The sequence below is a fragment of the Mesorhizobium sp. M0854 genome, assembly GCF_040319815.1.
In the GTDB taxonomy this organism is placed as follows: Bacteria; Pseudomonadota; Alphaproteobacteria; order Rhizobiales; family Rhizobiaceae; genus Mesorhizobium.
Genome location: NZ_JAMYOL010000009.1, coordinates 209765 through 230393 on the forward strand (window position 1 = coordinate 209765; position 20629 = coordinate 230393).

The window sequence follows — 20629 nt, forward strand, 5'->3', positions numbered from 1 at the left end:
AAGCTGCCGCGATAGTTGTAGCCGGCAAGGAGCCTGAGAAAAAATGGCCGACGACGAGATCATCCTTTCGGAACTCTCCGACGACGAGTTGGTGCAGCAGATGCACGACGATCTTTATGACGGGTTGAAGGAAGAAATCGAGGAAGGCACCAATATCCTTCTCGAGCGCGGCTGGGCGCCTTACAAGGTGTTGACCGAGGCTCTGGTCGAGGGCATGCGTATCGTCGGCGAGGATTTCCGCGACGGCATCCTGTTCGTTCCCGAAGTGCTGCTGTCGGCCAACGCGATGAAGGCCGGCATGTTCATCCTGCGTCCGCTGCTTGTCGCCACAGGCGCGCCGAAGCAGGGCAAGATGGTGATCGGCACCGTCAAGGGCGACATCCACGACATCGGCAAGAACCTGGTCGGCATGATGATGGAAGGCGCCGGCTTCGATGTCATCGACCTCGGCATCAACAATGCGGTCGAAAAATATCTCGATGCCATCGAAAAGCACCAGCCCGACATCATCGGCATGTCGGCCCTGCTGACGACGACCATGCCTTACATGAAGGTCGTCATCGATACGATGAAGGAAAAAGGCATTCGCGACGACTATGTCGTACTGGTCGGCGGCGCACCGCTCAACGAGGAATTCGGCAAAGCCGTCGGCGCCGACGCCTATTGCCGCGACGCCGCGGTGGCAGTCGAGACCGCCAAGGACTTCATGAAGCGCAAGCACAACGTCCGCGCTTCGGCCTGAGCCAATAAGTCCGGCACGAACAAGAAAAGCCGCGCCTTGCAGTGCGGCTTTTTTATTCCCAAATGTTGAGAGCCGTGCGGATCAGGGTTTCTTGACGGTATCGTCAACTGCCTTCGCAGTGGATTTGATATCCTTACCGACGCCGCGCACCGTGTTGGCGCAGGCCGAAACAGCCAAGGCGCAGGCGAGAATAGCGATTGGCGCGACGCGGAACAATTTCATGATTGGTGTCTCCCTCAGCATATAAATTCGCTGGACAGCAACGAAGATCGATTAGACTGGTTCCATGACTACCGCGCGAAAACAACAATCCGATCAAGGCGACAGGCTGCTCGTCATCGCCTGCGGGATGATCGCGCGCGAAGTTTTGGCGGTCAAGGAGCAGCTCGGGCTCGACCATCTCGACCTGACCTGCCTGCCGGCGGAGTTCCATTTCTATCCGGACCGCATCGCGCCGGCCATGGACAGGGCTATCGAGAAGGCCAAGACCGACGGCTACAGACACATCTTCGTCGGCTATGCCGATTGCGGCACGGGTGGCCTGCTCGATCGGATCTGCGAGAAGCATGGCGTCGAGCGCATGGCCGGGCCGCATTGCTTTGCTTTCTACCAGGGCATGGATGCCTATGCGAAGGTCGCCGATGACGACATGATGTCGTTCTACATGACCGACTTCCTCTGCCGGCAATTCGATGCCTTCTTCATGAAGCCGCTCGGCCTCGACAAGCACCCGGAGCTGATCAAGGACTATTTCGGCAACTACGAGAAGCTGATCTATATCGCTCAGACCAACGACCCGGAACTCGACAAGGTCGCCGAAAAGGCGGCGAAAATGCTCGGCCTCGCCTATGAGCGCCGCTCGACCGGCTATGGTGACCTGACGAAGGAACTGGCCAGCGCCTCAGCACATTCGTAAAAGAAATAGCGTCCTCTAAGCGTTTGCCGGAGGCTGCCGTTCATTTTCGCCCACCGATTCACCGATCCGATATGACATCGATAATGCGCCCGGTTTCAAGGCGGATCGGCCCCCGCGCGGTTGGATCTTTAAGCAATATTTCGGCAAGCATTGCATCGACATTGTCGAAATTACTTTGCAGAATTGACGGATCACTTAGCTCCCAATACTCCCCTTCATCGACGACATTGAGACTGGAGAACAAGCGAGTAATTTCGCGAAGAAACCTGATGATCTCGATATGAGCGCCTGCACCTGAAAACTGAGTTTTACAATGTTGTTGAACGAAGAGGTGATTGCCGAACTCAAGCCGCAGCGGTTCCGAATTGGGATGCGGTTGAAGCTCTATTCCAAACACAGGGCCAATATAGTCCACGTTTCGTTCATCAATGACTCGATTGAGCGTCTTCTCGCGCTCATCGATCTCGCGCACCGGCCAGTCTCGCGCAATGGCGAACGCCTTGGCTTCGTGCAGCAAAGCAGCATATTGCTCGTGACCCCGTAACTGTCCTTCAAAGTAGATTGTTACTCCCAACTACCTCTCCCAGTGACGCGCATTCCTGACGAATACCCGCGCTCTTATTCCGCCACAAGCCGGGCGAGCACATCGGCAAAGCTCGTCTTGCAGATGAAACCCAGCCGCTTCCTCGCCCGCGACGCATCATAGACCCGGTCGATCGACGAAAACATCGTCCAGCCTTTCTTCGTGTAGAGTGCCGGATAATCCGGAAAATAGCGCGCGACGACCGACGGCGCGTCGGCGATCAAGGCCGCGCAATCTTCGGGCTGGAAAGGCGTCGGTGCCGAGATGATGAAAGTCTCGAAGCCCAATTGCGGCCCTTTCTCCAGGGCAGCGATGTGGGCGTCGGCTGCGTCCTCCACCGTCAGCCGGCGGAACAACAGCTCATTGGCCTTGGTGTTGGCATCCGACTGTTCGATCACGTGCGCCATGTCGTCCGCCTCGGGAAAAAACCGGGCGGTGCGCAACACGATCACCGGCAGGCCGAACTGCAAATGATAGAGCCGGCAGAGCTGTTCGGCTGAAAGCTTAGTGACGCCGTAGATGTTGCGCGGTTCAGGCGACATGTCTTCCGTCAGCCATGCCGCCTTGCGCGCCCCGCCGGTGAAGCCGGTGCGTGTGGACTCGGAAATCATCAGCGATGTCGTCGACGTAAACACGAAGCGCTGAACGCCAAAAGCTGCTGCCGCATCGAGCAGGTTGAGCGTGCCGCGCACATTCGTCTCGACGACATCCTCGTTGCGATAACGTTCGATGTCAGGCTTGTGCAGCGCGCCGCTATGGATGATGGCCTCGACGCGGTTCTCCTCGACCGCCCTCATGACCAGGTCGCGATCGGCGACTGAGCCGACGATTGGCGTTTCCGAGGATGGGACGGGATCGAGGCCGGTGACGTCGTGACCAAGAGCCCGCAGGCGCGGCGCCAAGGCGCTGCCCAGCCAACCGGACGATCCCGTCAGCAAGATCCGCATTCTTTCCACCTCGTTTCTGCTGTCGATGCTCAGGCACGTATGACAGAACGCGGCGAAACATTAAGGTATGCGCCAGACAAGAAAACAGCCTGCTCCAGCCATCAAAAGGGAAACGCCACCGATGATCGCTCGCCTCATGTTTGCCGCAGCAACTGTCCTCTGCTTGACCATGCCCGCGTTCGCCGATGGCGAGGTGCAGAAGCTGATAACGGCTGCCGACAAGACGCGGCTCAACAAATATGGCGAGACGCGCAGGGCAGCGCTTGACGAGGCGAAGGCCGGCGATCCCGCCGAGGTCAAGCAGCTCGACGCTTTGCTGGCAAAGCCGCTGGTTCCCTTCTCTGACAGGGACCTGACCGGCAAATGGCAATGCCGCACCATCAAGGCCGGCGGATTGAGCCCGCTCGTCATCTATGGCTGGTTCAAATGCAAGGTGAGCGACGACGGTTCCGGCTGGAGACTGGAAAAGATCACCGGCTCGCAGCGCACCAAGGGCCGCTTCTTCGACGATGGCGAGAAACGCGCGATCTATCTCGGTTCCTTCCACGTCAACGACGATCCGGCAAAGCCCTACGGCAGCGGCCCGGAAAGCGATCAGGTCGGCTATGCCTTCCGCAACAGCGCCAGTGAATGGCGCATCGAGTTCCCGGCGCCCTATTACGAATCGAAGCTCGATATCCTCGAATTCAAGCGCTGAGCCCGATCACCAGGGGTTAACCCGGTCAGCCTAGCATTCGCGCGCAAAGAACAGGTTCTTTGCGGGGAGTCGCAGAGCATGGCACTGTCGAAAACAAACCAACGGCCGATCGTCGTCGTCACCGAAGGCGGCCCGCATATCTGGGCGATCGTCAACGCCCTCGCCGATCAACTCGGCCCGGTCAGCGTCATCCTCGAAGCTCCTGAATCCAAAAAGCAATTGCTTCTCGCGCGGGCGCGGCGGCAAGGCTGGACCTCGGCCATCGGTCAACTCGGCACGATGGTGCTGACGCGCCTCGGCAAGCGCTTCTTCGCCGGCCACGCAGCACGGCTTGCCGCCGGGCAGAAGCTGCAAACCGAACCGAAGCCTGGGCAAAAGATCATTTATGTCTCGTCGGCCAACGCGCCGGAGTGCCTGCAGGCGATTGCGGAAATCCAGCCGGGTGTGGTGCTGCTCGCCGGCTGCCGCTTGCTGTCGCGGCAGACGCTGGCGAAAATCCCTTGCCCGGTCCTCAACTACCATGCCGGCATCGCCCCGAAATATCGTGGCATGAACGGCGGCTACTGGGCGCTGGCTTCAGGCGATGCGGAGAACTTCGGCACCACCGTGCATCTGGTCGACGCCGGCGTCGACACTGGCGGCGTGCTGCGGCAGACGCGTGGCAAACCGCAGCCGGGCGACACAATTTCAAGCTACGCGTTGCGGCAGGCGGCGTTCTCGCGCGACATCTGCGTCGAGGCCGTCAGGGATGCGCTGGCCGGCAAGCTCGGCACGGTGGGTCCCGGCCTGCCTTCGAAACAATGGTATCATCCGACGGTATGGTTTTATCTCTGGACCGGGATAAGGAACGGCGTCTGGTGACGCGCCGATTTACCGGACAGCCACCCGCCACTAACATTGCATCATGAGCGACATCGACCACCGCACCATCATTGCCGGCCTTTCGGTCGAGGACCGTCGCGACCTCACCGCCAGGCTTGACCGGCCAGGCATTGTCCGGCTGGCGGTCCATGCCGGGCTGGTTATCCTGCTGGGCGCGCTGATCGCCGCCCGCATCCCGTTCTGGCCGCTGCTCGTCTTGCCGCAGGGAATCCTGATCGTCTTCTTCTTCACGCCGTTGCACGAGACCATCCATGAAACGGCGTTCAGGACGGCGTGGCTCAATCGCGCTGTTGCCGCCGTGGCCGGCTTCCTGATCCTGCTGCCGCCGGCATGGTTCCGCTATTTCCATTTCGCCCATCACCGCCATACGCACGACCCGGACAACGACCCCGAACTGATGGCTCCGAAGCCGGAGACCATCAGCCAATATCTGCGCTATCTGTCAGGCGGCCCCTATTGGATCGCCATGGGCCGTGTGATCGCAACCAATGCGGCGGGCCGCAACCGCGACGGCTTTGTGCCGGAAAAGCGCCGCGGCAAGGTGGTTGCCGAAGCACGGCAGTTCCTGATCGGCTATGCGGCATTGCTGGCCGCATCGCTCGCCGCGCAGTCGGCGCTGCTGTTGTGGGTCTGGATCGTGCCGGTGCTGGTCGGACAGCCGTTTTTGCGTGCCTACCTGCTGGCCGAGCACGCGTTGTGCCCACATGTCGCCAACATGCTCGAGAACACCCGCACCACCTTCACCACAAGGCTGGTGCGCTTCGTGGCTTGGAATATGCCGTACCATTCCGAGCACCATTCCTATCCGGCCGTTCCCTTCCACCGCCTGCCGCGCTTCCATGACATCGTCGCGGAGCATTTACGCACGACCGAACGAGGTTACGTGCGCTTCCACAGGAAGCTGGTCGGCAGCTACGATGGCCGCGCCGGCTGACCATTGCTGGAAGAAACTCCGCTTTCAACCGCGGCCTTCGATTGCGTCGCTTTTGAAGGCCCCCGCGTCGTCCCATAACAAGCAGCCCAACAGCGCTTCCGGCAATGCTCGAAACCACTGCATTGGCCAAAGGATCGGAATCGATCTTCGGAGAGCACGATGCAGCGGAGTTAAATGGTAGAGCATCGTTTGTCCGTCCGATTGGACGCACGGCGCTCTGCAGGAGCAGGAAATTATGGCCGATCTGATCGTCGTCTACTGGCGCGACATCCCCGCCCAGGTCATCGTCAAGAAGGGCCGGCAGAACGCCAAGCGCGAACTGCCGCTGCGCTTCACCGAGGCGATCGACATGTGCGCCATGCGCACCGGCGCTGGCGGCACCGACGACTATCTTGCCGAATGGCACAAGGCAGAACCCCTCCCGGTCAGTGACGATCTTGAAGCCGAGGCCGAGAAGGCTCTTCAGGAACTTGATGCGAAATACGACCGTGAGCGGCTGGTCGCTCTGGTCAAGGCGGGGGGCAAAGAGAATGTCTGATCCCCAATCAATGCCGGCGACGACAGCTCAAGCCGGCGTGACCCAGGCGACCATCGTCAAGAAGGCGGCGCCGAAATCCGACTACAAGCCGGCCGACGTGTCGCCGCAGCGGCGTGTGCAGCGCTCTTTCGCGGTGCGGCTTTGGTCTGTGCGGCATTCGCGGCTGCTCGAATGGTTCTACGGCAAATTCGCCGACATGTTCCTGCTCCTCCATCCGCTGTGGAAGGGCATCGGCTACAGCCGTGTCGAAGGGCCTGTGAAATTCGTCGAAAAGCGCGTCAAGGGATTCATGTTCGACTGCCGCATGTGCGGCCAGTGCATCCTTTCCTCGACCGGCATGTCGTGCCCAATGAACTGCCCCAAGCAATTGCGCAATGGCCCTTGCGGCGGTGTCCGCGCCAACGGCAATTGCGAGGTCGAGCCTGACATGCCTTGCGTCTGGGTCAAAGCCTGGGAAGGCTCGCGGAACATGGTGCATGGCGACAAGATTTTGGAAGTGCAGAAGCCGGTGGATCAGTCCTTGCGCGAAACTTCCGCCTGGCTGCGGGTCACCGCGCAGGCCGCGGCCGCCCGCAATGCGGCCCGGAATACTACGAAGACCGGAGCATCGGCATGATCGGCCGTCAGCCAGACGAGAATCCGGCCGGCATCCATTTGCCGCTCGATCCCCTGCCCGGCCACACCTCGCGTGGCCGGCTGGAACGCGTCCTCAGGCGCGGCGAGTTCGCAGTGACGACCGAGCTCAATCCGCCCGACAGCGCCGATCCGGAAGACGTCTACAACCGCGCCAGGATTTTCGACGGCTGGGTCGACGCCATCAATGCCGTCGACGCTTCCGGCGCCAACTGCCACATGTCGTCGGTCGGCATCTGCGCGCTGCTGACCCGCATGGGCTATGCCCCGATCATGCAGATCGCCTGCCGCGACCGGAACCGCATCGCCATCCAGGGCGACGTGCTTGGGGGTGCTGCGATGGGCGTCGCCAACATGCTGTGCCTGACCGGCGACGGCGTGCAGGCCGGCGACCAGCCCGGCGCCAAGCCGGTGTTCGATCTCGACTGCATGTCGCTGCTCGAAACCTGCCGCGTTATGCGCGATAACGGCAAATTCCTGTCCGGCCGCAAACTCACGACCCCGCCGCAGCTTTTCCTTGGCGCGGCGATCAACCCGTTTGCGCCGCCGATCGATTTCCGGCCCTATCGGCTGGGCAAGAAGATCGCCGCCGGGGCACAGTTCGTGCAGAGCCAGTACTGCTTCGACGTACCGATGTTCCGCACCTACATGCAGAAGGTCCGCGATCTCGGCTATACCGAGAAATGTTTCATCCTGTGCGGCGTCGGGCCGCTGGCCTCGGCCAAGACGGCCAAATGGATCCGCTCCAACGTACCGGGCATTCACATTCCCGATCAGATCGTCAAGCGCCTGGAAGGCGCTCAGGATCAGAAGAAGGAAGGCAAGCAGCTCTGCATCGACATCATCAATGAGGTGAAGGAAATTCCCGGTGTGTCCGGCGTCCATGTGATGGCCTATCGCCAGGAAGAATACGTCGCTGAGATCGTCGACGAATCTGGCGTGCTGAAGGGTCGCCGGCCGTGGAAACGCGAAATCCGCCGCGACGACCAGCTCGTTGCCGACCGGCTCGACCACATACTGCATGACGACCTCACCGAAACCCAGGTCGACATGGTCAAGACCGCGCATTGACAGCGCGAATCGTCAGCATTCGCTTGATCAGAAACAGATAACGATATAAAGAACTCTTTATATCACGATGGAGAGATTTCATGACCCGCACTATCGTCGCCTCGGCGACACGAGAAATCATCATCGGCTTCGATCAGCCCTTCTGCGTGATCGGCGAGCGCATCAATCCGACCGGCCGCAAAAAGCTGGCCGCCGAAATGATCGCCGGCAATTTTGAGACCGTCATCAAGGATGCGCTGGAGCAGGCCGCCTGTGGGGCGACCATGCTCGACGTCAATGCCGGCGTCACTGCAGTCGATCCCAACGCCACCGAGCCGGCGCTGCTGGTGCAGACGCTGGAGATCGTGCAAGGCCTGGTCGACCTGCCGTTGTCGATCGACTCCTCCGTGACTGCGGCAATCGAAGCGGCGCTGAAGGTCGCCAAGGGCCGGCCGCTGGTCAATTCCGTCACCGGCGAGGAGGAAAAGCTCGAAGCCATCCTGCCGTTGATCAAGAAATACAACGTTCCTGTCGTGGCCATTTCCAACGACGAGACCGGTATTTCGATGGACCCCGATGTGCGCTTCGCCGTCGCCAAGAAGATCGTTCAGCGCTGTGCCGACTTCGGCATTCCGGCGCATGATGTGGTCGTCGACCCCCTGGTCATGCCGATCGGCGCGCTGGGCGATGCCGGCCGCCAGGTATTTGCCCTGCTACGCCGGCTGCGCGAGGAGCTCAAGGTCAACACCACCTGCGGCCTCTCCAACATCTCGTTCGGCCTGCCGCACCGTCATGGCATCAACGCCGCCTTCATCCCGATGGTGATCGGCGCCGGCATGACCTCGGCGATCATGAACCCGGTGCGGCCGCAGGAAATGGAAGCGGTGCGTGGCGCCAACGTGCTGAACGGCACCGACGAGAACTGCACCAATTGGATCAGGACCTACAAGGACTACAAGCCTGCTGAAGGCGGCCAGGCCGTTGCCGCCCGGACGCAGGTCAACGCGCCGGGCGATGGCAATGGCAATGGCGGACGCAGGCGCGGCGGCCGCGAAGCGCGTATGGCCCGGGGTTGAGCCAGGTCTTGGCCGACACGATATGGGGCCTAGGACTGGGGAGGAACCGAGACATAGCGGCATCGCTGCCGTAGCCAAGACCCGAGCTGCGTAGAAAGTAAAGTCTGGAACGTATGAACTCTCCCGTCAACATCACCGATCCGCTCGTGCTGTTCATGCCGTCGGGCAAGCGCGGCCGGTTTCCGGTCGGCACGCCGGTTCTGGACGCCGCGCGCCAACTCGGTGTCTATGTCGAGAGCGTGTGCGGCGGGCGTGCCACTTGCGGGCGTTGCCAGATCGAGGTGCAGGAAGGCAATTTCGCCAAGCACAAGATCGTTTCCTCCAACGATCACCTCTCGCCCAAGGGCGCCAAGGAAGAGCGCTACGAGCGCGTACGCGGCCTGCCCGAGCGCCGCCGGCTGTCCTGCTCGGCGCAGATTCTCGGCGATCTCGTCGTCGACGTGCCGCAGGACACCGTCATCAACGCGCAGACCATTCGCAAGGACGCCGACACCAGGGTCATCGCCCGCGATGCGGCAATCCGCATGTGCTATGTCGAGATCGAAGAACCCGACATGCACAAGCCGCTCGGCGACCTCGACCGTCTGAAGATCGCGCTGATGAAGGACTGGGGCCTCAAGAGCCTCGATTTCGATTTCCATCTGTTGCCGCAGGTGCAAGGCATTTTGCGCAAAGGCAACTGGACCGCGACCGCCGCCATCCACAAGGACACCGACAGCGAGACCGCACGAGTCATCGCTTTGTGGCCCGGCCTCAAGAACGAGGCGTACGGACTTGCCTGCGATATCGGCTCGACCACGATCGCCATGCATCTGGTGTCGTTGCTGTCGGGCCGCGTCGCCGCCTCGTCGGGCACATCCAATCCGCAGATCCGCTTCGGCGAGGATCTGATGAGCCGTGTCTCGTACGTGATGATGAACCCGGACGGCCGCGAAGGCATGACGGTCGCCGTGCGCGAGGCCATTTCGGGGCTTGTGGACAAGGTCTGCACCGAAGGCAACGTCCAACGCAACGACATCCTGGATTCCGTGTTCGTCGGCAATCCGATCATGCATCATCTGTTCCTCGGCATCGATCCGACCGAGCTCGGCGGCGCCCCCTTCGCGCTAGCCGTCTCCGGCGCCGTGCACATCAAGGCATCGGATATCGGTTTGAAGCTCAACCAGGGCGCCAGGCTCTATATGCTTCCTTGCATTGCCGGCCATGTCGGCGCGGACGCTGCCGCAGTGACGCTGTCGGAAGGGCCGCACCGCCAGGACGAGATGATGCTGATCGTCGATGTCGGCACCAATGCCGAGATCGTGCTCGGCAATCGCCAGCGGGTCGTGGCGGCCTCATCGCCAACTGGCCCGGCCTTCGAAGGTGCGGAAATCTCCGGTGGCCAGCGCGCCGCACCGGGTGCCATCGAGCGCGTCCGCATCGATCCTGAAACGCTGGAACCGAAATACCGCGTCATCGGCTCGGAACTCTGGTCCGACGAGCCGGGCTTCCTCGACAGTGTGCAGGCGACCGGCGTCACCGGTATTTGCGGCTCCGGCATCATCGAGGTGGTCGCCGAGATGTATCTCGCCGGCATCATCTCCGAGGACGGCGTCGTCGATGGATCGCTGAGCGGCCACTCGCCCCGCGTCGTCGCCAATGGCCGCACCTTCTCCTATGTGCTGAAGGAAGGCGAGCCCAAGATCACCATCACCCAGACTGATGTGCGCGCTATCCAGCTTGCCAAGGCCGCCCTTTATGCCGGCACCAAGCTTTTGATGGAAAAACAGCACACCGATCATGTCGACCGCATCCACTTCGCCGGCGCATTCGGCTCGTTCATCGACCCGAAATACGCAATGGTGCTGGGCCTGATTCCGGATTGCGACCTCGACAAGGTCTCGGCCGTTGGCAATGCGGCCGGCGCCGGCGCCCGCATGGCGCTGTTGAACCGCGGCTATCGCCGCGAGATCGAGGAAACCGTTAGCAAGATCGAGAAGATCGAGACGGCGCTGGAGCCGAAATTCCAGGAACATTTCGTTTATGCCATGGCGCTCCCGAACAAGATCGACCCGTTTCCCAAGCTGTCGGCGGCGGTGAAACTGCCGCCGCGCAAGACGGTGAGCGAAGACGGCATTGCCGGCGACGCTGCCCCGCGGCGGCGTTCGCGCGAAGGCCATGCCGCGCGGCGCGGGCGGGGATGACTCGCCTCCGCCAGGCTGTCAGAACTTCCATTTTCATTTGTATGCAAATGTTTCCAGATCGCGCCGATCTGGAAACGAAATCGCGTTTTCGTGAAATCCGCCAGATACATAGGCGGAGCATTTAACCGGCATCGAACGGCCGGCGGAAACAGTTTTCGGCCACCGCAACGCTCCAAGGAGATCAAGATGTCGATGTTCGAAAGCTTCGGCCGCTATGGTGCGGCCTTCAAGAAAACACGCGAAGCGCGCAAGTCGCTGCGCATCCTCAACAGCTTGCCGCCTGAGATCCAAAAGGACATTGGCTGGCCGGTGTCGCCGCGTTCGAGCGAAAGGCAGCTTTCGGTCGGATGGGGCACGCAGCGCGGATGAAATTCATCGACAAATGCAAGCTGCTCGGTATTCGCCGGAGCCGCAATGCGGCTCCGGCTGCACCCAACAATTGGCTGCGCGCCGCGTTGCTGCCGCGGCGTTGAGCTGCACCGGTAGGCCAGAGACTTCATGGCCGGACGCTTTGTCGACAGCTGGGATCAAACGACCGTGTTGAGATTGCATCAATCTTGACTTTTTTGGTGGCGACACAATCTTCGAAATAGTCGGGGGTTCTCTTAGTCGGCTCAGCCGAAGTCCGTGTATCTGCATGCCCAGTCTCAAAAGCCACGTCGTGTCGTTCGTCCTCAGGTACAGCCGCAAGAAGGCGTTTTCCAGCCCCGAGAACCTGCAGCGCTGGATCGCCTATGCGCGCAGGACGGAAAACCATCAGCCGCCTGCGTCGCTGTGGTCACGCCTGGAGATCACAACCCGCACGATCAACGGCTTTCCCGTCTACGAGATCGCTCCCCAGGCTGGTGAGCGGAGGCGGATTCTCTACCTGCACGGCGGCGCTTACGTCTTTGAAATCACACCCTATCATTGGCGGCTGATCGCCGACATGGCCGACCGCCTCGGGTTCGGTATCACCGTGCCGATCTATCCCATTGCTCCCGAACACGATTTTCACGCCATGTTCGGCATGGTCTGCGCCGTCTACCGCCAGATGTTCGGCGAAACCAGGGCGAATGATATCATCTTCATGGGCGATTCCGCCGGCGGAAACATGGCCGTCGTGCTGACCATGATGGCTGCGCAAGACGGCCTGCCCTTGCCATCACGCCACGTGCTGATTTCGCCCGGTCTCGACGTGTCGCTCGCCAACCCAGAAATGTATGAGGCCGAACGCAACGATCCGTGGCTGGGCATTGCCGGCGGCCGCGAGGCGATCCGGCTTTACAGCGCCGGCATCGATCCCACCGACTGGCGCATCAGCCCGGTTTACGGCGACCTGTCGGTGCTGCCCAAAACGCTGCTGCTGACCGGTTCACGCGATCTGCTCACCCCCGACAATCTGATTTTCGCGGAAAAGGCACGCGCGGCCGGCGTCGAAATTGAGGTCGTCCACGAGCAAGGCATGTTCCATGTCTGGCCGTTGATCGACATGCCGGAGGCGCGTCGCGCGCGGGACAGCATAGTGGCCTTCTTGACCAACGAAACTGACAGTTATCATGCCAAGGCAGGAGAGTTGTCGCTGCAAAGGGCAGACCGCGACGGAACGCCTCGCGATCTGGTTGCGCCGCTCAGGTCGTAGTTTGGCTCAGAACTTCCCAGTTTCCCTGAACATCTCAAACGTCGCACGGATATGGTCGGCGACTGCCTTCACCGGCGCGCTGGCGTCCGGCGTCACCACCATGGCCAGATTGTAGGTGCCGATGTCAGGCATGCCGTCCTTCGGGCACAGCTCGACCATATCGCTGCCGAGGAACGATTTCGGCAGCGGCGCCACCGCAAGATCCGCCATGATCGCGGCGCGCTGGCCGGCCGTGTGTGCGCTCATATAGGCGATACGGTAGTTGCGGCCCTCGCGGCCAAGCGCCTCCAATGCCCCTGCCCGCCAGGCACAGCCCTCTTCCCACAATGAGACCGGCAGCGGCTCACGCAGATGCGCGCAACCGCCCTTGGCACCGGCCCAGACGATCGGCTCGGTGAGCAGTACTTCGGCGCCGATCGCGCTGGTCTTGTAGGAGTTGGTGAGCAACGTGATGTCGAGCGCCCGGTCGTCCATTCGCCGGCGCAGATTGACGCTCTGGTCGATGGTGACGTCGACCGCGATCGATGGATGCGATTGTGCGAACCGCTTCAGCACATGCGGCAGCACACGTTCGCCGTAATCGTCCGGCGAGCCGAGCCGCACCACCCCGACAATGTCTGGAATGATGAACTTCGACACCACCTCGCGATTGATCGACAGCAGCCGGCGCGCATAGCCGAGCAGCATCTCGCCATCGGTGGTCAGCGTCACCGAACGGGCGTCGCGCGCGAACACCGAGCGGCCGAGAATGTCCTCCAGCTTCTTGATCTGCATCGAGACGGCCGACGGCGTGCGGAAGACCGCATTGGCCGCAGTGGTGAAGCTGCCGGTCTCGGCGATTGCGACGAAAGTGCGCAGAACATCGAGATCGAGCAGCGGCAGCGGATGATTGAGTGGGGCGTTCATGGCAAGCGGCCTTCAATTTTTCTGATGCAAACCATCATTCCATTTCGTTTGATTGAACATCAGTTTGGGAGGATAGTCAACTCCGTCGAAGGCAGGACGCATCGAAATGGTCCCGAAACAACCATGATACGGGACCTGCAATCGACACGAAATGAAGCTGAAACAAACCCGGTGTATCGCCTGACGCTGGAAGCGCCGGGACAACCCGGCCCAACGCGAAGGAGAATGAGATGTCTATCCTGTCATCCATCGGTCGGATCGCGACCGAGTTCAGCGAGGCCCGTGCCCGCTACCAGACGGAACGCGCCATCCGCGCGCTGCCGATTGAACTGCAGAAGGATATCGGCTGGCCCGAAGCTGCCGATGCCAAGGCCGGCACTCGCCATGGTGTGGGATCCTGGGCTGGAGCAAAGTAAACCGTGTGTATCAACAGCTGAAGGCCTGCCGCGCAGATCAGCCCGGCAGGCCTTTTTGTTTGTACTCCAATGATTTTCCCGAGCCATGTCGCCGTCGCATGCCGCATATGAGCAAGTCGCATAGCAGCCCGCACTGGCAATCAACACATTGTAAATAATCGAAAATCCTGGGCAGAATGCCCAAATTTGTCGCATTCCGTGTCGCTTTTCATATCAAGTGCTTCGCTTTTGCGATTTAGTTTCCCCTCACGTAAGCCTATATCATCATCAACAAACGAGCTGCCCCACTCCATCAAGCGAAGGCGACCCGTCTGAGCAACCGAATGGAGATGATCATGAAGCTTTTTGCCCGCCTCTTTGCCCGTCGCGAAATGAACCTGACGACCGCGCTCGAGCGCCAGCGCCTGGCCAACACCATGCCTGGCCAGACCGGTGCCATGGCTGCCGCGCGCCTCGGCTTCGTCGCCTGAGACGCGGCAATCCCGGCGGAAGCAGCCTAGCGCTGCTTCGAAGTCGATCCAGCGCCGCTTCGGTTTTGCCGAGGCGGCGTTTTCGTGTGCGCAGACTGCGTAGGCTCGGTTGGTCGATCCGGCGGCATGTCGCGTCCTTCGCCGCATAGCGATCGCCCATTTGCGACCCGTGTCGCAAATAAAGTCGCTCCGTTGCCGTCTAGCCAATTGACAGGAAACGTCTTTCCTGATGTCGCTGTGCTAATCGCGACATCCTGTTCGCGCCATTGCAGCGTGAGGATCTACCCGTGAATGTCGTAAAGCACCCGATCCGGCGATCGTTCGTATTCTTCCTGGTCCCCGATTTCACCATGATCGCCTTCGCGACGGCGCTCGACCCGTTGCGTTCGGCCAACCGCATGCTCGGCTATGAAGCCTATCGCTGGCGGCTCGCCAGCATCGACGGCAAGCCGGTGCGCGCCTCGAACGGCGTCGAATGCGCCGTCAACACCTCGCTGGAGGAAGAGCGCAAGAAAATGTCCGGACCGGACCGGCCGAACATGGCCATCGTCTGCAGCGGCATCAATGTCGAGCGCTACCAGAACAAATCGGCCTTTGCCTGGTTGCGCGAGGAGTACAATCGCGGCGTTGCCGTCGGCGGCCTGTGCACCGGCGCGCATATCCTGGCCGCCGCAGGCCTGCTGTCCAACAAGCGCTGCGCCATCCATTGGGAGAACCTGCCGGGCTTTTCCGAGGCGTTCCCCAAGGCCAATGTCTTCGCCGACCTCTTCGAGATCGACCAGAACATCTACACCTGCGCCGGCGGCACCGCCGCGCTCGACATGATGCTGAAGCTGATCGGCGACGATTTCGACGAAAGCCTCGTCAACCGCGTCTGCGAGCAGGTGCTGACTGATCGCGTGCGCAGCCCGACCGACCGCCAGCGCCTGCCGCTGCGCGCCCGCCTTGGCGTGCAGAATTCCAAGGTTCTGGCCATTATCGAGCTGATGGAAGCCAATCTCTCCGAGCCGCTCTCGCTGATCGAGGTCGCTGATCATGTCGACCTGTCGCGCCGGCAGATTGAGCGCCTGTTCCGCACCGAGATGGGGCGCTCCCCTGCCCGTTACTATCTGGAGATCCGCCTCGACCGCGCCCGGCACCTGCTGATCCAGTCGTCGTTGCCGGTGGTCGAAGTGGCGGTCGCCTGCGGCTTTGTTTCCGCCTCGCATTTCTCCAAATGCTATCGCGAGTTGTACGCCCGCTCGCCGCAACAGGAACGCGTCGATCGCAAGCAGCTTCTGGCGGCTTGATCTGGCAAATCAGCAGAGGACCGGCGAAGTGTGATATTTCGCATCGAGAGATGTCCCATGACCACGAGTTCGAGCCTATCCGAAAAACCGGCCGACCCGCACAGCTTCCGCCTCGATGCAGAAAAATGGGCCGCGTTCATGGCGGCACTGGACGCCCCTACGCGCGACCTTCCACGCCTAAAGCGCCTGTTGAGCGAACCGAGCATCTTTTCCCGTCGCGGTCGAGTGTAGGTTGCGGCGACTATACCTGCGCCGTGCGCATAGCCTCGACGCGGATGTCTTCCGTCAGCCGCGCTTTCAGCGCCGAAAATTCCGGGCTGGTCTTCAGCGTGTAGTGGCGCGGATGCGGCAGGTCGACGGCAACGTCCGATTTGATGCGGCCCGGCCGTGCCGTCATCACGACCACGCGCGACGCCATGAAAATCGCCTCCTCGATGTCGTGGGTGACGAACAGCACCGTTTTTTGCCGGCGCTCCCAGATGCCGAGAAGCAGTTCCTGCATCAGCCCGCGGGTCTGGTTGTCGAGCGCGCCGAACGGCTCGTCGAGCAGCAGGATCTCCGGATCGTTGGCCAGTGCCCGGGCAATCGCGGTGCGCTGCTGCATGCCGCCGGAAAGCTGCTTCGGCCAATGGTTTTCAAAACCTCTCAGCCCGACGAGATCGACGTAAGAAGCGACGATCTCGCTGCGCTCGTGCTCGGCCATTCCACGTTCGCGCAGGCCGAAGGCGATGTTCTCGGCGACCGTCAGCCACGGAAACAGCGTATAGGACTGGAAAACCATGCCGCGGTCTGGACCGGGCCGGTCCACCACCCTGCCGTCGAGCAGAACACGTCCCCCACTCGGCGCTTCGAGGCCGGCGACGATCCTGAGCAGCGTCGACTTTCCACAGCCGGATGGCCCCAGGATCGTGATGAAGTCGTTGGCGGCGACCGCCAGATCGATCGGCATCAGCGCCTTGACCGGCTGTCCACCGCCGACACCGGCGAAGGTGCGCGAGACGCCTTCGATGAGCAGCTTGCTCACGCCAGGCTCCATGGAAACAGCCAACGGTTGAGCGCCTTGAAGGCGAAATCGGACAACAGCCCGATCAGGCCGATGACGATGATGCCGAAGATGATCTGCCCTGTCGCCAGCCGCGACTGGCTGTTGATGATCATGTAGCCGATGCCCGACGACGAGCCGATCAGCTCGGCGACGATGACATAGGTCCAGGCCCAGCCGAGCACCAGCCGCAGGGTCTCGGCAATCTCCGGCGCATTGGCCGGCATGATCACGCGCCGCACGATGCCATTGTCGGACGAGCCAAGCGTGTAGGCCGCCTCGACCAGGTCGCGCCGTGTGCCGCCGACCTTGACCGCGATGATCAGGATGATCTGGAACACCGAGCCGACGAAGATCACCAGCAGTTTTTCGAGCTCGCCAACGCCCGCCCACAGGATGAGCAGCGGGATGAAGGCCGATGCCGGCAGATAGCGGGCGAAGGAGACGAACGGCTCCAGGAACGCCTCCACGGGCTTCCAGGCACCCATCACGATGCCGAGCGGCACGGCAACGATGGCCGCCATCAGGAACCCGCCGAAGACGCGCCAGATGGTGATAAGGATGTCGAGCCAGAAGCGGTCCTCGACCAGCAGCCGCCAACCGTCTCTCACCATCGACAGCGGATCGGCAAGGAAAATGCGATTGACGTGGCCGCCAAGCGTGATCCACGCCCAGAACGCCACGAACAGCACGAAGAACGAAATGCCGAGCACGGTTCGAATGCCCGGCGAGACCGGATGCAAGGGGCGCGGCATCTTCGACCGTCCTCTGATCTGAATGAAAAAGCGGCGGCGCACGCGCCGCCGCCGGGCGACAATCCTGCCGGTTAGTCGGCTACGGCGCTGGTGTCGGCCAATGTCGAGACGTCAGGCGCTTCCTTGATCAAACCCATCTGCAGCAGAAGCTCGCCGGCGGTCTTGGAAAAGTCCTGGAATTCCTTGGTGAAGAACTGCTTGTTTTCAGCCTTGTCGGCCCATTTCAGGTATTTGGCCGACTCTTCGAATTCCTTGGCCGACTGCTTCACGTCGGCACCCATCGTCTCATAGGATTTCGCCGGATCGCTCTTGATCAGGTCGAGTGCCTCGAAATAGCTGTCGGCAAGCGCCTTGCCCGCATCCGGATTGGCCTTGAGGAACTCCGGCGTGCAGCCGACCGTATCGAGCACCATCGGATAGTCGAGAGTGGTGACAAGGATATGGCCCTGGTCGGACTTTTCGCGCACCGCCGAGATGAACGGCTCATAGGTGACCGCCGCATCGTTCTGGCCGGCGAGAAACGCCTGCGCCGCCGCATCCGGCTCCAGGTTGACGACCGTCACGTCCTTGGTCGACATGCCGTTCTTGTTGAGCACCCAGGCCAGCATGAAATAGGGCGAGGTGCCCGGCGCCGAAGACGCGACCGACTTACCTTTGAGATCGGCGACGGTCTTGATGTCGTTGCGGGCGACGATGCCGTCGGCGCCGTAGGATTTGTCGAGCTGGAATATCTGCTTGGTCGTCACGCCATTGGCGTTCCAGACCAGCCAGGTCTCGACCGTGGTGGCGGCGCATTGCAGGTCGCCGCTGGCGATGGCGAGCGGCCGGCTGGCTTGCGGCACCTTCTTCAAGGTGACGTCGAGGCCGTGCTTTTCGAAGATGCCGGCCTGCTTGGCGAGCGTCAGCGGCGCAAAGCCGGTCCATCCACTGATGCCGATGCTGACCGATGTGGCGGCCATCGCCGGCGCGGACAATCCGATGGCAAGCGTCAAGCTTGCGGCAAGAATTCCGATCCTGTTCATGTCGGTTCCCCTTTAATGTGTTCGGATGCGGAATTGTGTCACAGACGCCCGCAGGCTTGTCAATGAAGCAGATGCTGCACTGCGGTATGTCACCATCGACAGCAAACTCCGCCATCAGCGGCTGTCGTACATCCAGCTGCGGTCGCGCCACATTTTTTCGCCAACCAGGCAGTCGGTGACGGGGATGTCCTGTGCCAGCACCAATGGCGGATGCGCCGCCTCTTCCGCCGCTCGCTGCGGCGAGGCCGGACCGGCAAGCTCCAGCACCAGCTTGCGGCGGATGGCCTCCGGAAACTGCGTCCAGTCATTGACCGGGATCATGAAGGAGCCCGGCCCGCCGATGACGCAGTCGCTGTAGTAGCGGTCGAGATTGTTGACATCGTAAGCGCTGCTGAACCCGCCCCTGGTCATCAGCGGCAGGCCGTTGACGGTGATGCCTTGCTTGATCACGGCGTCGCGGGTGATATCGACAGGTGCGCCCTGGTTGTTGGGGCCGTCACCCGAAATGTCGATCACCCGCTTGACGCCCTGGAAGCCGCTTTCAGCAAAGAGATCGCTGGCGAATTCCAGCGCGCCGGAGATCGAGGTGCGCCTGGCACTGGCCGGCGGATGAGCGGAAAGCTGCGCTGCCAGCCGCTCGGCGTCGGCACGATTGGCGATCACCGTCCACGGCACCACGACCTGCTGCCAGGTCGCGCCAGCCCATTCGACATAGGTGACGGCAATCTTGCCATGAGCGCCTTCGCCGATTGCCCGCAGGACATCGTCATGCGTCAGCGCCGCCGCGTAGCCATGACGCTGGATTTCGAGCTCGTCCGGCGACATGGACAGCGAAACGTCGACTGCCAGCACCAGTTCGACGTCGACCGGCTCGGCGGCGCGGGAGTTTGCAGTCAGCCATAGCACCGACGCCAGCGCGGCGGCACCCGAGACGAGATGTCTTGCACGGGCAAAACCAGACATGCCGCACGGTAAGCGAAAATCGCCGATCGACAAAGAGAAAAGCCCGGTGAAGAGCCGGGCTCATCCGGTCACATTCTTGCGAACCGCCGGAAAGCGAATTTCATTTGTAGATGCGGTGCCCGCCCCGTCCCCGCCACTCCACGGTCTTCTCGACATCCGTCTCGGAGAATGGGTCCGGCTTCGGTTTTCTAGCACCGACTCCGCGCGCTGCCCTCCAGTTCGGCTTGAATGACGGCGGAAGCCACAACAGAATACCTGCAACCGCGGCAGGCAAGATGATCGCAAAACGCAGAATTGAAAGTACGATGCCGCACATGCCGACGATCTGCGCGGCCCGGCGGACGCCGAAGCGTCTCAGGAACAAATGTCTTGCAATCACGCCGCCATCCAGATCGTAGGCGGGCAGGATGTTGAGAATGATAAGTGACACGTTCAATAATGCGCCAATCCAAAGCGTCCATTCCAGAGGACCGGCCGACCTTGACGGCAGCCACCCGAATGGCCTTTCGGGCACAACTGGGATGAGTTCTCCAAAAACCAGATAATAGGCCGCATCGAAAAACGCGGCGAGCGCGATGTTCGCCAGGGGACCCGCTATCGCAATCCGCGCCCAGGCAGGCGATGGCGCTGCGGCGCGTTTGAAACGCGTGAGCCCGCCGAAGAGATATAATTCTATCCTGTCGGTGGCGACGCCTTGTCGGCGTCCGATCCAGGCGTGTGCCAGTTCGTGCAGAAATATCGACGCAAACAGAAGCGCTGCAAAGATAGAGGTATGGATCAGTGCATCCTTGGGTCGGCTCGCCCACTCGTTCAGGAAGGGCAGCACAATGGGAATTGCGAAGGTCCAGCTGACGCGAACCGGGATATTCCGGTTCAGCTGATAGTGTGCTGAAGGTTCTGCAAAAAGTTTTGGAGAGAGAACGGGGCTTGCTCTGAGGGGCGAGCGGCCATGGCACGGTGGTGA

At 61.4% G+C, this 20629-nt stretch carries 25 protein-coding genes; 16 read left to right on the forward strand and 9 right to left on the reverse strand.

Features of this window, described 5'->3' with window-relative positions; genetic code table 11:
• The first annotated feature begins 43 nt into the window (after positions 1–43).
• A complete protein-coding gene (locus NKH99_RS16910; protein ID WP_023676506.1) occupies positions 44–742 on the forward strand; it encodes a cobalamin B12-binding domain-containing protein in 699 nt (232 codons plus the stop codon).
• Between the two features lie 81 nt (positions 743–823).
• On the opposite strand, the gene NKH99_RS16915 is transcribed toward NKH99_RS16910, so the two are convergent.
• On the reverse strand, positions 824–964 hold the full coding sequence (locus NKH99_RS16915) for an entericidin A/B family lipoprotein (protein ID WP_023676507.1): 141 nt from the start codon (positions 962–964) through the stop codon (positions 824–826).
• Positions 965–1028: 64 nt separating this feature from the next.
• Here NKH99_RS16915 and NKH99_RS16920 point away from each other — a divergent pair, with 64 nt between their 5' ends.
• Positions 1029–1658 (forward strand): DUF1638 domain-containing protein, encoded by a 630-nt coding sequence (locus NKH99_RS16920; RefSeq protein ID WP_352500949.1) that lies wholly within the window; start codon positions 1029–1031, stop codon positions 1656–1658.
• A 58-nt stretch (positions 1659–1716) separates the two neighbouring features.
• Here the strand turns inward: NKH99_RS16920 and NKH99_RS16925 are convergent, their stop codons facing one another.
• Together NKH99_RS16925 and NKH99_RS16930 are read right to left on the reverse strand one after the other, a co-directional pair.
• Positions 1717–2232, reverse strand: a complete 516-nt coding sequence (locus NKH99_RS16925) for a hypothetical protein (protein WP_353014762.1) — start codon at positions 2230–2232, stop codon at positions 1717–1719.
• A 44-nt stretch (positions 2233–2276) separates the two neighbouring features.
• A complete protein-coding gene (locus NKH99_RS16930; protein ID WP_353014763.1) occupies positions 2277–3188 on the reverse strand; it encodes an NAD-dependent epimerase/dehydratase family protein in 912 nt (303 codons plus the stop codon).
• A gap of 121 nt (positions 3189–3309) precedes the next feature.
• Between NKH99_RS16930 and NKH99_RS16935 the strand changes: the two genes are divergently transcribed.
• The 10 genes from NKH99_RS16935 to NKH99_RS16980 all read left to right on the forward strand — a co-directional run bounded on the left by NKH99_RS16935 (position 3310) and on the right by NKH99_RS16980 (position 12802).
• Complete coding sequence (locus tag NKH99_RS16935) at positions 3310–3885, forward strand: DUF4893 domain-containing protein (protein ID WP_353014764.1); 576 nt, start codon at positions 3310–3312, stop codon at positions 3883–3885.
• 78 nt (positions 3886–3963) lie between these two features.
• Positions 3964–4746 (forward strand): formyl transferase, encoded by a 783-nt coding sequence (locus tag NKH99_RS16940; protein WP_353014766.1) that lies wholly within the window; start codon positions 3964–3966, stop codon positions 4744–4746.
• 43 nt (positions 4747–4789) lie between these two features.
• A complete protein-coding gene (locus NKH99_RS16945) occupies positions 4790–5701 on the forward strand; it encodes a fatty acid desaturase (protein ID WP_353014767.1) in 912 nt (303 codons plus the stop codon).
• A gap of 235 nt (positions 5702–5936) precedes the next feature.
• Positions 5937–6239 (forward strand): virulence factor, encoded by a 303-nt coding sequence (locus NKH99_RS16950; protein WP_352470289.1) that lies wholly within the window; start codon positions 5937–5939, stop codon positions 6237–6239.
• 10 nt (positions 6240–6249) lie between these two features.
• Positions 6250–6855, forward strand: a complete 606-nt coding sequence (locus tag NKH99_RS16955) for a methylenetetrahydrofolate reductase C-terminal domain-containing protein (RefSeq protein ID WP_353014775.1) — start codon at positions 6250–6252, stop codon at positions 6853–6855.
• The gene (locus NKH99_RS16960; protein ID WP_023676515.1) at positions 6852–7943 is read left to right on the forward strand and encodes a methylenetetrahydrofolate reductase; all 1092 of its coding nucleotides are present in this window, start codon (positions 6852–6854) and stop codon (positions 7941–7943) included. The genes NKH99_RS16955 and NKH99_RS16960 overlap by 4 nt, the downstream gene beginning before the upstream one ends.
• 80 nt (positions 7944–8023) lie before the next feature.
• Complete coding sequence (locus NKH99_RS16965; protein WP_023676516.1) at positions 8024–8998, forward strand: methyltetrahydrofolate cobalamin methyltransferase; 975 nt, start codon at positions 8024–8026, stop codon at positions 8996–8998.
• A gap of 113 nt (positions 8999–9111) precedes the next feature.
• On the forward strand, positions 9112–11181 hold the full coding sequence (locus NKH99_RS16970; RefSeq protein WP_023676517.1) for an ASKHA domain-containing protein: 2070 nt from the start codon (positions 9112–9114) through the stop codon (positions 11179–11181).
• A gap of 186 nt (positions 11182–11367) precedes the next feature.
• Positions 11368–11550 (forward strand): hypothetical protein, encoded by a 183-nt coding sequence (locus NKH99_RS16975; protein ID WP_352470285.1) that lies wholly within the window; start codon positions 11368–11370, stop codon positions 11548–11550.
• Positions 11551–11818: 268 nt separating this feature from the next.
• Positions 11819–12802 carry an alpha/beta hydrolase gene (locus NKH99_RS16980; RefSeq protein WP_353014768.1) on the forward strand — a complete coding sequence of 328 codons (984 nt, stop codon included), beginning with the start codon at positions 11819–11821 and terminating at the stop codon, positions 12800–12802.
• A gap of 6 nt (positions 12803–12808) precedes the next feature.
• Here NKH99_RS16980 and NKH99_RS16985 read toward each other — a convergent pair whose 3' ends face one another.
• Entirely contained in the window at positions 12809–13708 is a 900-nt protein-coding gene (locus NKH99_RS16985) for a LysR substrate-binding domain-containing protein (RefSeq protein WP_023676521.1), read from the reverse strand.
• Between the two features lie 230 nt (positions 13709–13938).
• Here NKH99_RS16985 and NKH99_RS16990 point away from each other — a divergent pair, with 230 nt between their 5' ends.
• From NKH99_RS16990 to NKH99_RS17005, 4 genes are all read left to right on the forward strand, one after another.
• Positions 13939–14124, forward strand: a complete 186-nt coding sequence (locus tag NKH99_RS16990; RefSeq protein ID WP_352452109.1) for a hypothetical protein — start codon at positions 13939–13941, stop codon at positions 14122–14124.
• A 335-nt stretch (positions 14125–14459) separates the two neighbouring features.
• Positions 14460–14594, forward strand: coding sequence for a hypothetical protein (locus tag NKH99_RS16995; RefSeq protein WP_013894968.1), 135 nt, complete (start codon positions 14460–14462; stop codon positions 14592–14594).
• Positions 14595–14944: 350 nt separating this feature from the next.
• Complete coding sequence (locus NKH99_RS17000; RefSeq protein ID WP_352501106.1) at positions 14945–15883, forward strand: GlxA family transcriptional regulator; 939 nt, start codon at positions 14945–14947, stop codon at positions 15881–15883.
• Positions 15884–15940: 57 nt separating this feature from the next.
• The gene (locus NKH99_RS17005; RefSeq protein ID WP_353014769.1) at positions 15941–16114 is read left to right on the forward strand and encodes a type II toxin -antitoxin system TacA 1-like antitoxin; all 174 of its coding nucleotides are present in this window, start codon (positions 15941–15943) and stop codon (positions 16112–16114) included.
• Positions 16115–16124: 10 nt separating this feature from the next.
• On the opposite strand, the gene NKH99_RS17010 is transcribed toward NKH99_RS17005, so the two are convergent.
• The 5 genes from NKH99_RS17010 to NKH99_RS17030 all read right to left on the reverse strand — a co-directional run.
• Positions 16125–16907, reverse strand: coding sequence for an ABC transporter ATP-binding protein (locus NKH99_RS17010; RefSeq protein ID WP_352500960.1), 783 nt, complete (start codon positions 16905–16907; stop codon positions 16125–16127).
• Positions 16904–17680, reverse strand: a complete 777-nt coding sequence (locus tag NKH99_RS17015) for an ABC transporter permease (protein ID WP_023676527.1) — start codon at positions 17678–17680, stop codon at positions 16904–16906. Before NKH99_RS17015 ends, NKH99_RS17010 begins: the two co-directional genes overlap by 4 nt.
• Before the next feature lie 71 nt (positions 17681–17751).
• Positions 17752–18702 (reverse strand): ABC transporter substrate-binding protein, encoded by a 951-nt coding sequence (locus NKH99_RS17020; protein WP_352766919.1) that lies wholly within the window; start codon positions 18700–18702, stop codon positions 17752–17754.
• A 114-nt stretch (positions 18703–18816) separates the two neighbouring features.
• Positions 18817–19665 carry a DUF1194 domain-containing protein gene (locus NKH99_RS17025; protein WP_352918931.1) on the reverse strand — a complete coding sequence of 283 codons (849 nt, stop codon included), beginning with the start codon at positions 19663–19665 and terminating at the stop codon, positions 18817–18819.
• Between the two features lie 100 nt (positions 19666–19765).
• On the reverse strand, positions 19766–20629 hold an 864-nt coding region (locus NKH99_RS17030), incomplete at its 5' end, for a site-2 protease family protein (protein WP_353014771.1).

Bases quoted from the DNA above. Each gene is read 5' to 3' on its own strand.
- NKH99_RS16930 (WP_353014763.1), bottom strand. From the start codon at position 3,188: ATGCGGATCTTGCTGACGGGATCGTCCGGTTGGCTGGGCAGCGCCTTG.
- NKH99_RS16965 (WP_023676516.1), top strand. From the start codon at position 8,024: ATGACCCGCACTATCGTCGCCTCGGCGACACGAGAAATCATCATCGGC.
- NKH99_RS16970 (WP_023676517.1), top strand. From the start codon at position 9,112: ATGAACTCTCCCGTCAACATCACCGATCCGCTCGTGCTGTTCATGCCG.
- NKH99_RS16960 (WP_023676515.1), top strand. From the start codon at position 6,852: ATGATCGGCCGTCAGCCAGACGAGAATCCGGCCGGCATCCATTTGCCG.
- NKH99_RS17020 (WP_352766919.1), bottom strand. From the start codon at position 18,702: ATGAACAGGATCGGAATTCTTGCCGCAAGCTTGACGCTTGCCATCGGA.
- NKH99_RS16915 (WP_023676507.1), bottom strand. From the start codon at position 964: ATGAAATTGTTCCGCGTCGCGCCAATCGCTATTCTCGCCTGCGCCTTG.
- NKH99_RS16980 (WP_353014768.1), top strand. From the start codon at position 11,819: ATGCCCAGTCTCAAAAGCCACGTCGTGTCGTTCGTCCTCAGGTACAGC.
- NKH99_RS16935 (WP_353014764.1), top strand. From the start codon at position 3,310: ATGATCGCTCGCCTCATGTTTGCCGCAGCAACTGTCCTCTGCTTGACC.
- NKH99_RS16995 (WP_013894968.1), top strand. From the start codon at position 14,460: ATGAAGCTTTTTGCCCGCCTCTTTGCCCGTCGCGAAATGAACCTGACG.
- NKH99_RS16910 (WP_023676506.1), top strand. From the start codon at position 44: ATGGCCGACGACGAGATCATCCTTTCGGAACTCTCCGACGACGAGTTG.
- NKH99_RS16985 (WP_023676521.1), bottom strand. From the start codon at position 13,708: ATGAACGCCCCACTCAATCATCCGCTGCCGCTGCTCGATCTCGATGTT.
- NKH99_RS17005 (WP_353014769.1), top strand. From the start codon at position 15,941: ATGACCACGAGTTCGAGCCTATCCGAAAAACCGGCCGACCCGCACAGC.
- NKH99_RS17025 (WP_352918931.1), bottom strand. From the start codon at position 19,665: ATGTCTGGTTTTGCCCGTGCAAGACATCTCGTCTCGGGTGCCGCCGCG.
- NKH99_RS16920 (WP_352500949.1), top strand. From the start codon at position 1,029: ATGACTACCGCGCGAAAACAACAATCCGATCAAGGCGACAGGCTGCTC.
- NKH99_RS16955 (WP_353014775.1), top strand. From the start codon at position 6,250: ATGCCGGCGACGACAGCTCAAGCCGGCGTGACCCAGGCGACCATCGTC.
- NKH99_RS16945 (WP_353014767.1), top strand. From the start codon at position 4,790: ATGAGCGACATCGACCACCGCACCATCATTGCCGGCCTTTCGGTCGAG.
- NKH99_RS16950 (WP_352470289.1), top strand. From the start codon at position 5,937: ATGGCCGATCTGATCGTCGTCTACTGGCGCGACATCCCCGCCCAGGTC.
- NKH99_RS17015 (WP_023676527.1), bottom strand. From the start codon at position 17,680: ATGCCGCGCCCCTTGCATCCGGTCTCGCCGGGCATTCGAACCGTGCTC.
- NKH99_RS17000 (WP_352501106.1), top strand. From the start codon at position 14,945: ATGATCGCCTTCGCGACGGCGCTCGACCCGTTGCGTTCGGCCAACCGC.
- NKH99_RS16990 (WP_352452109.1), top strand. From the start codon at position 13,939: ATGTCTATCCTGTCATCCATCGGTCGGATCGCGACCGAGTTCAGCGAG.
- NKH99_RS16975 (WP_352470285.1), top strand. From the start codon at position 11,368: ATGTCGATGTTCGAAAGCTTCGGCCGCTATGGTGCGGCCTTCAAGAAA.
- NKH99_RS16940 (WP_353014766.1), top strand. From the start codon at position 3,964: ATGGCACTGTCGAAAACAAACCAACGGCCGATCGTCGTCGTCACCGAA.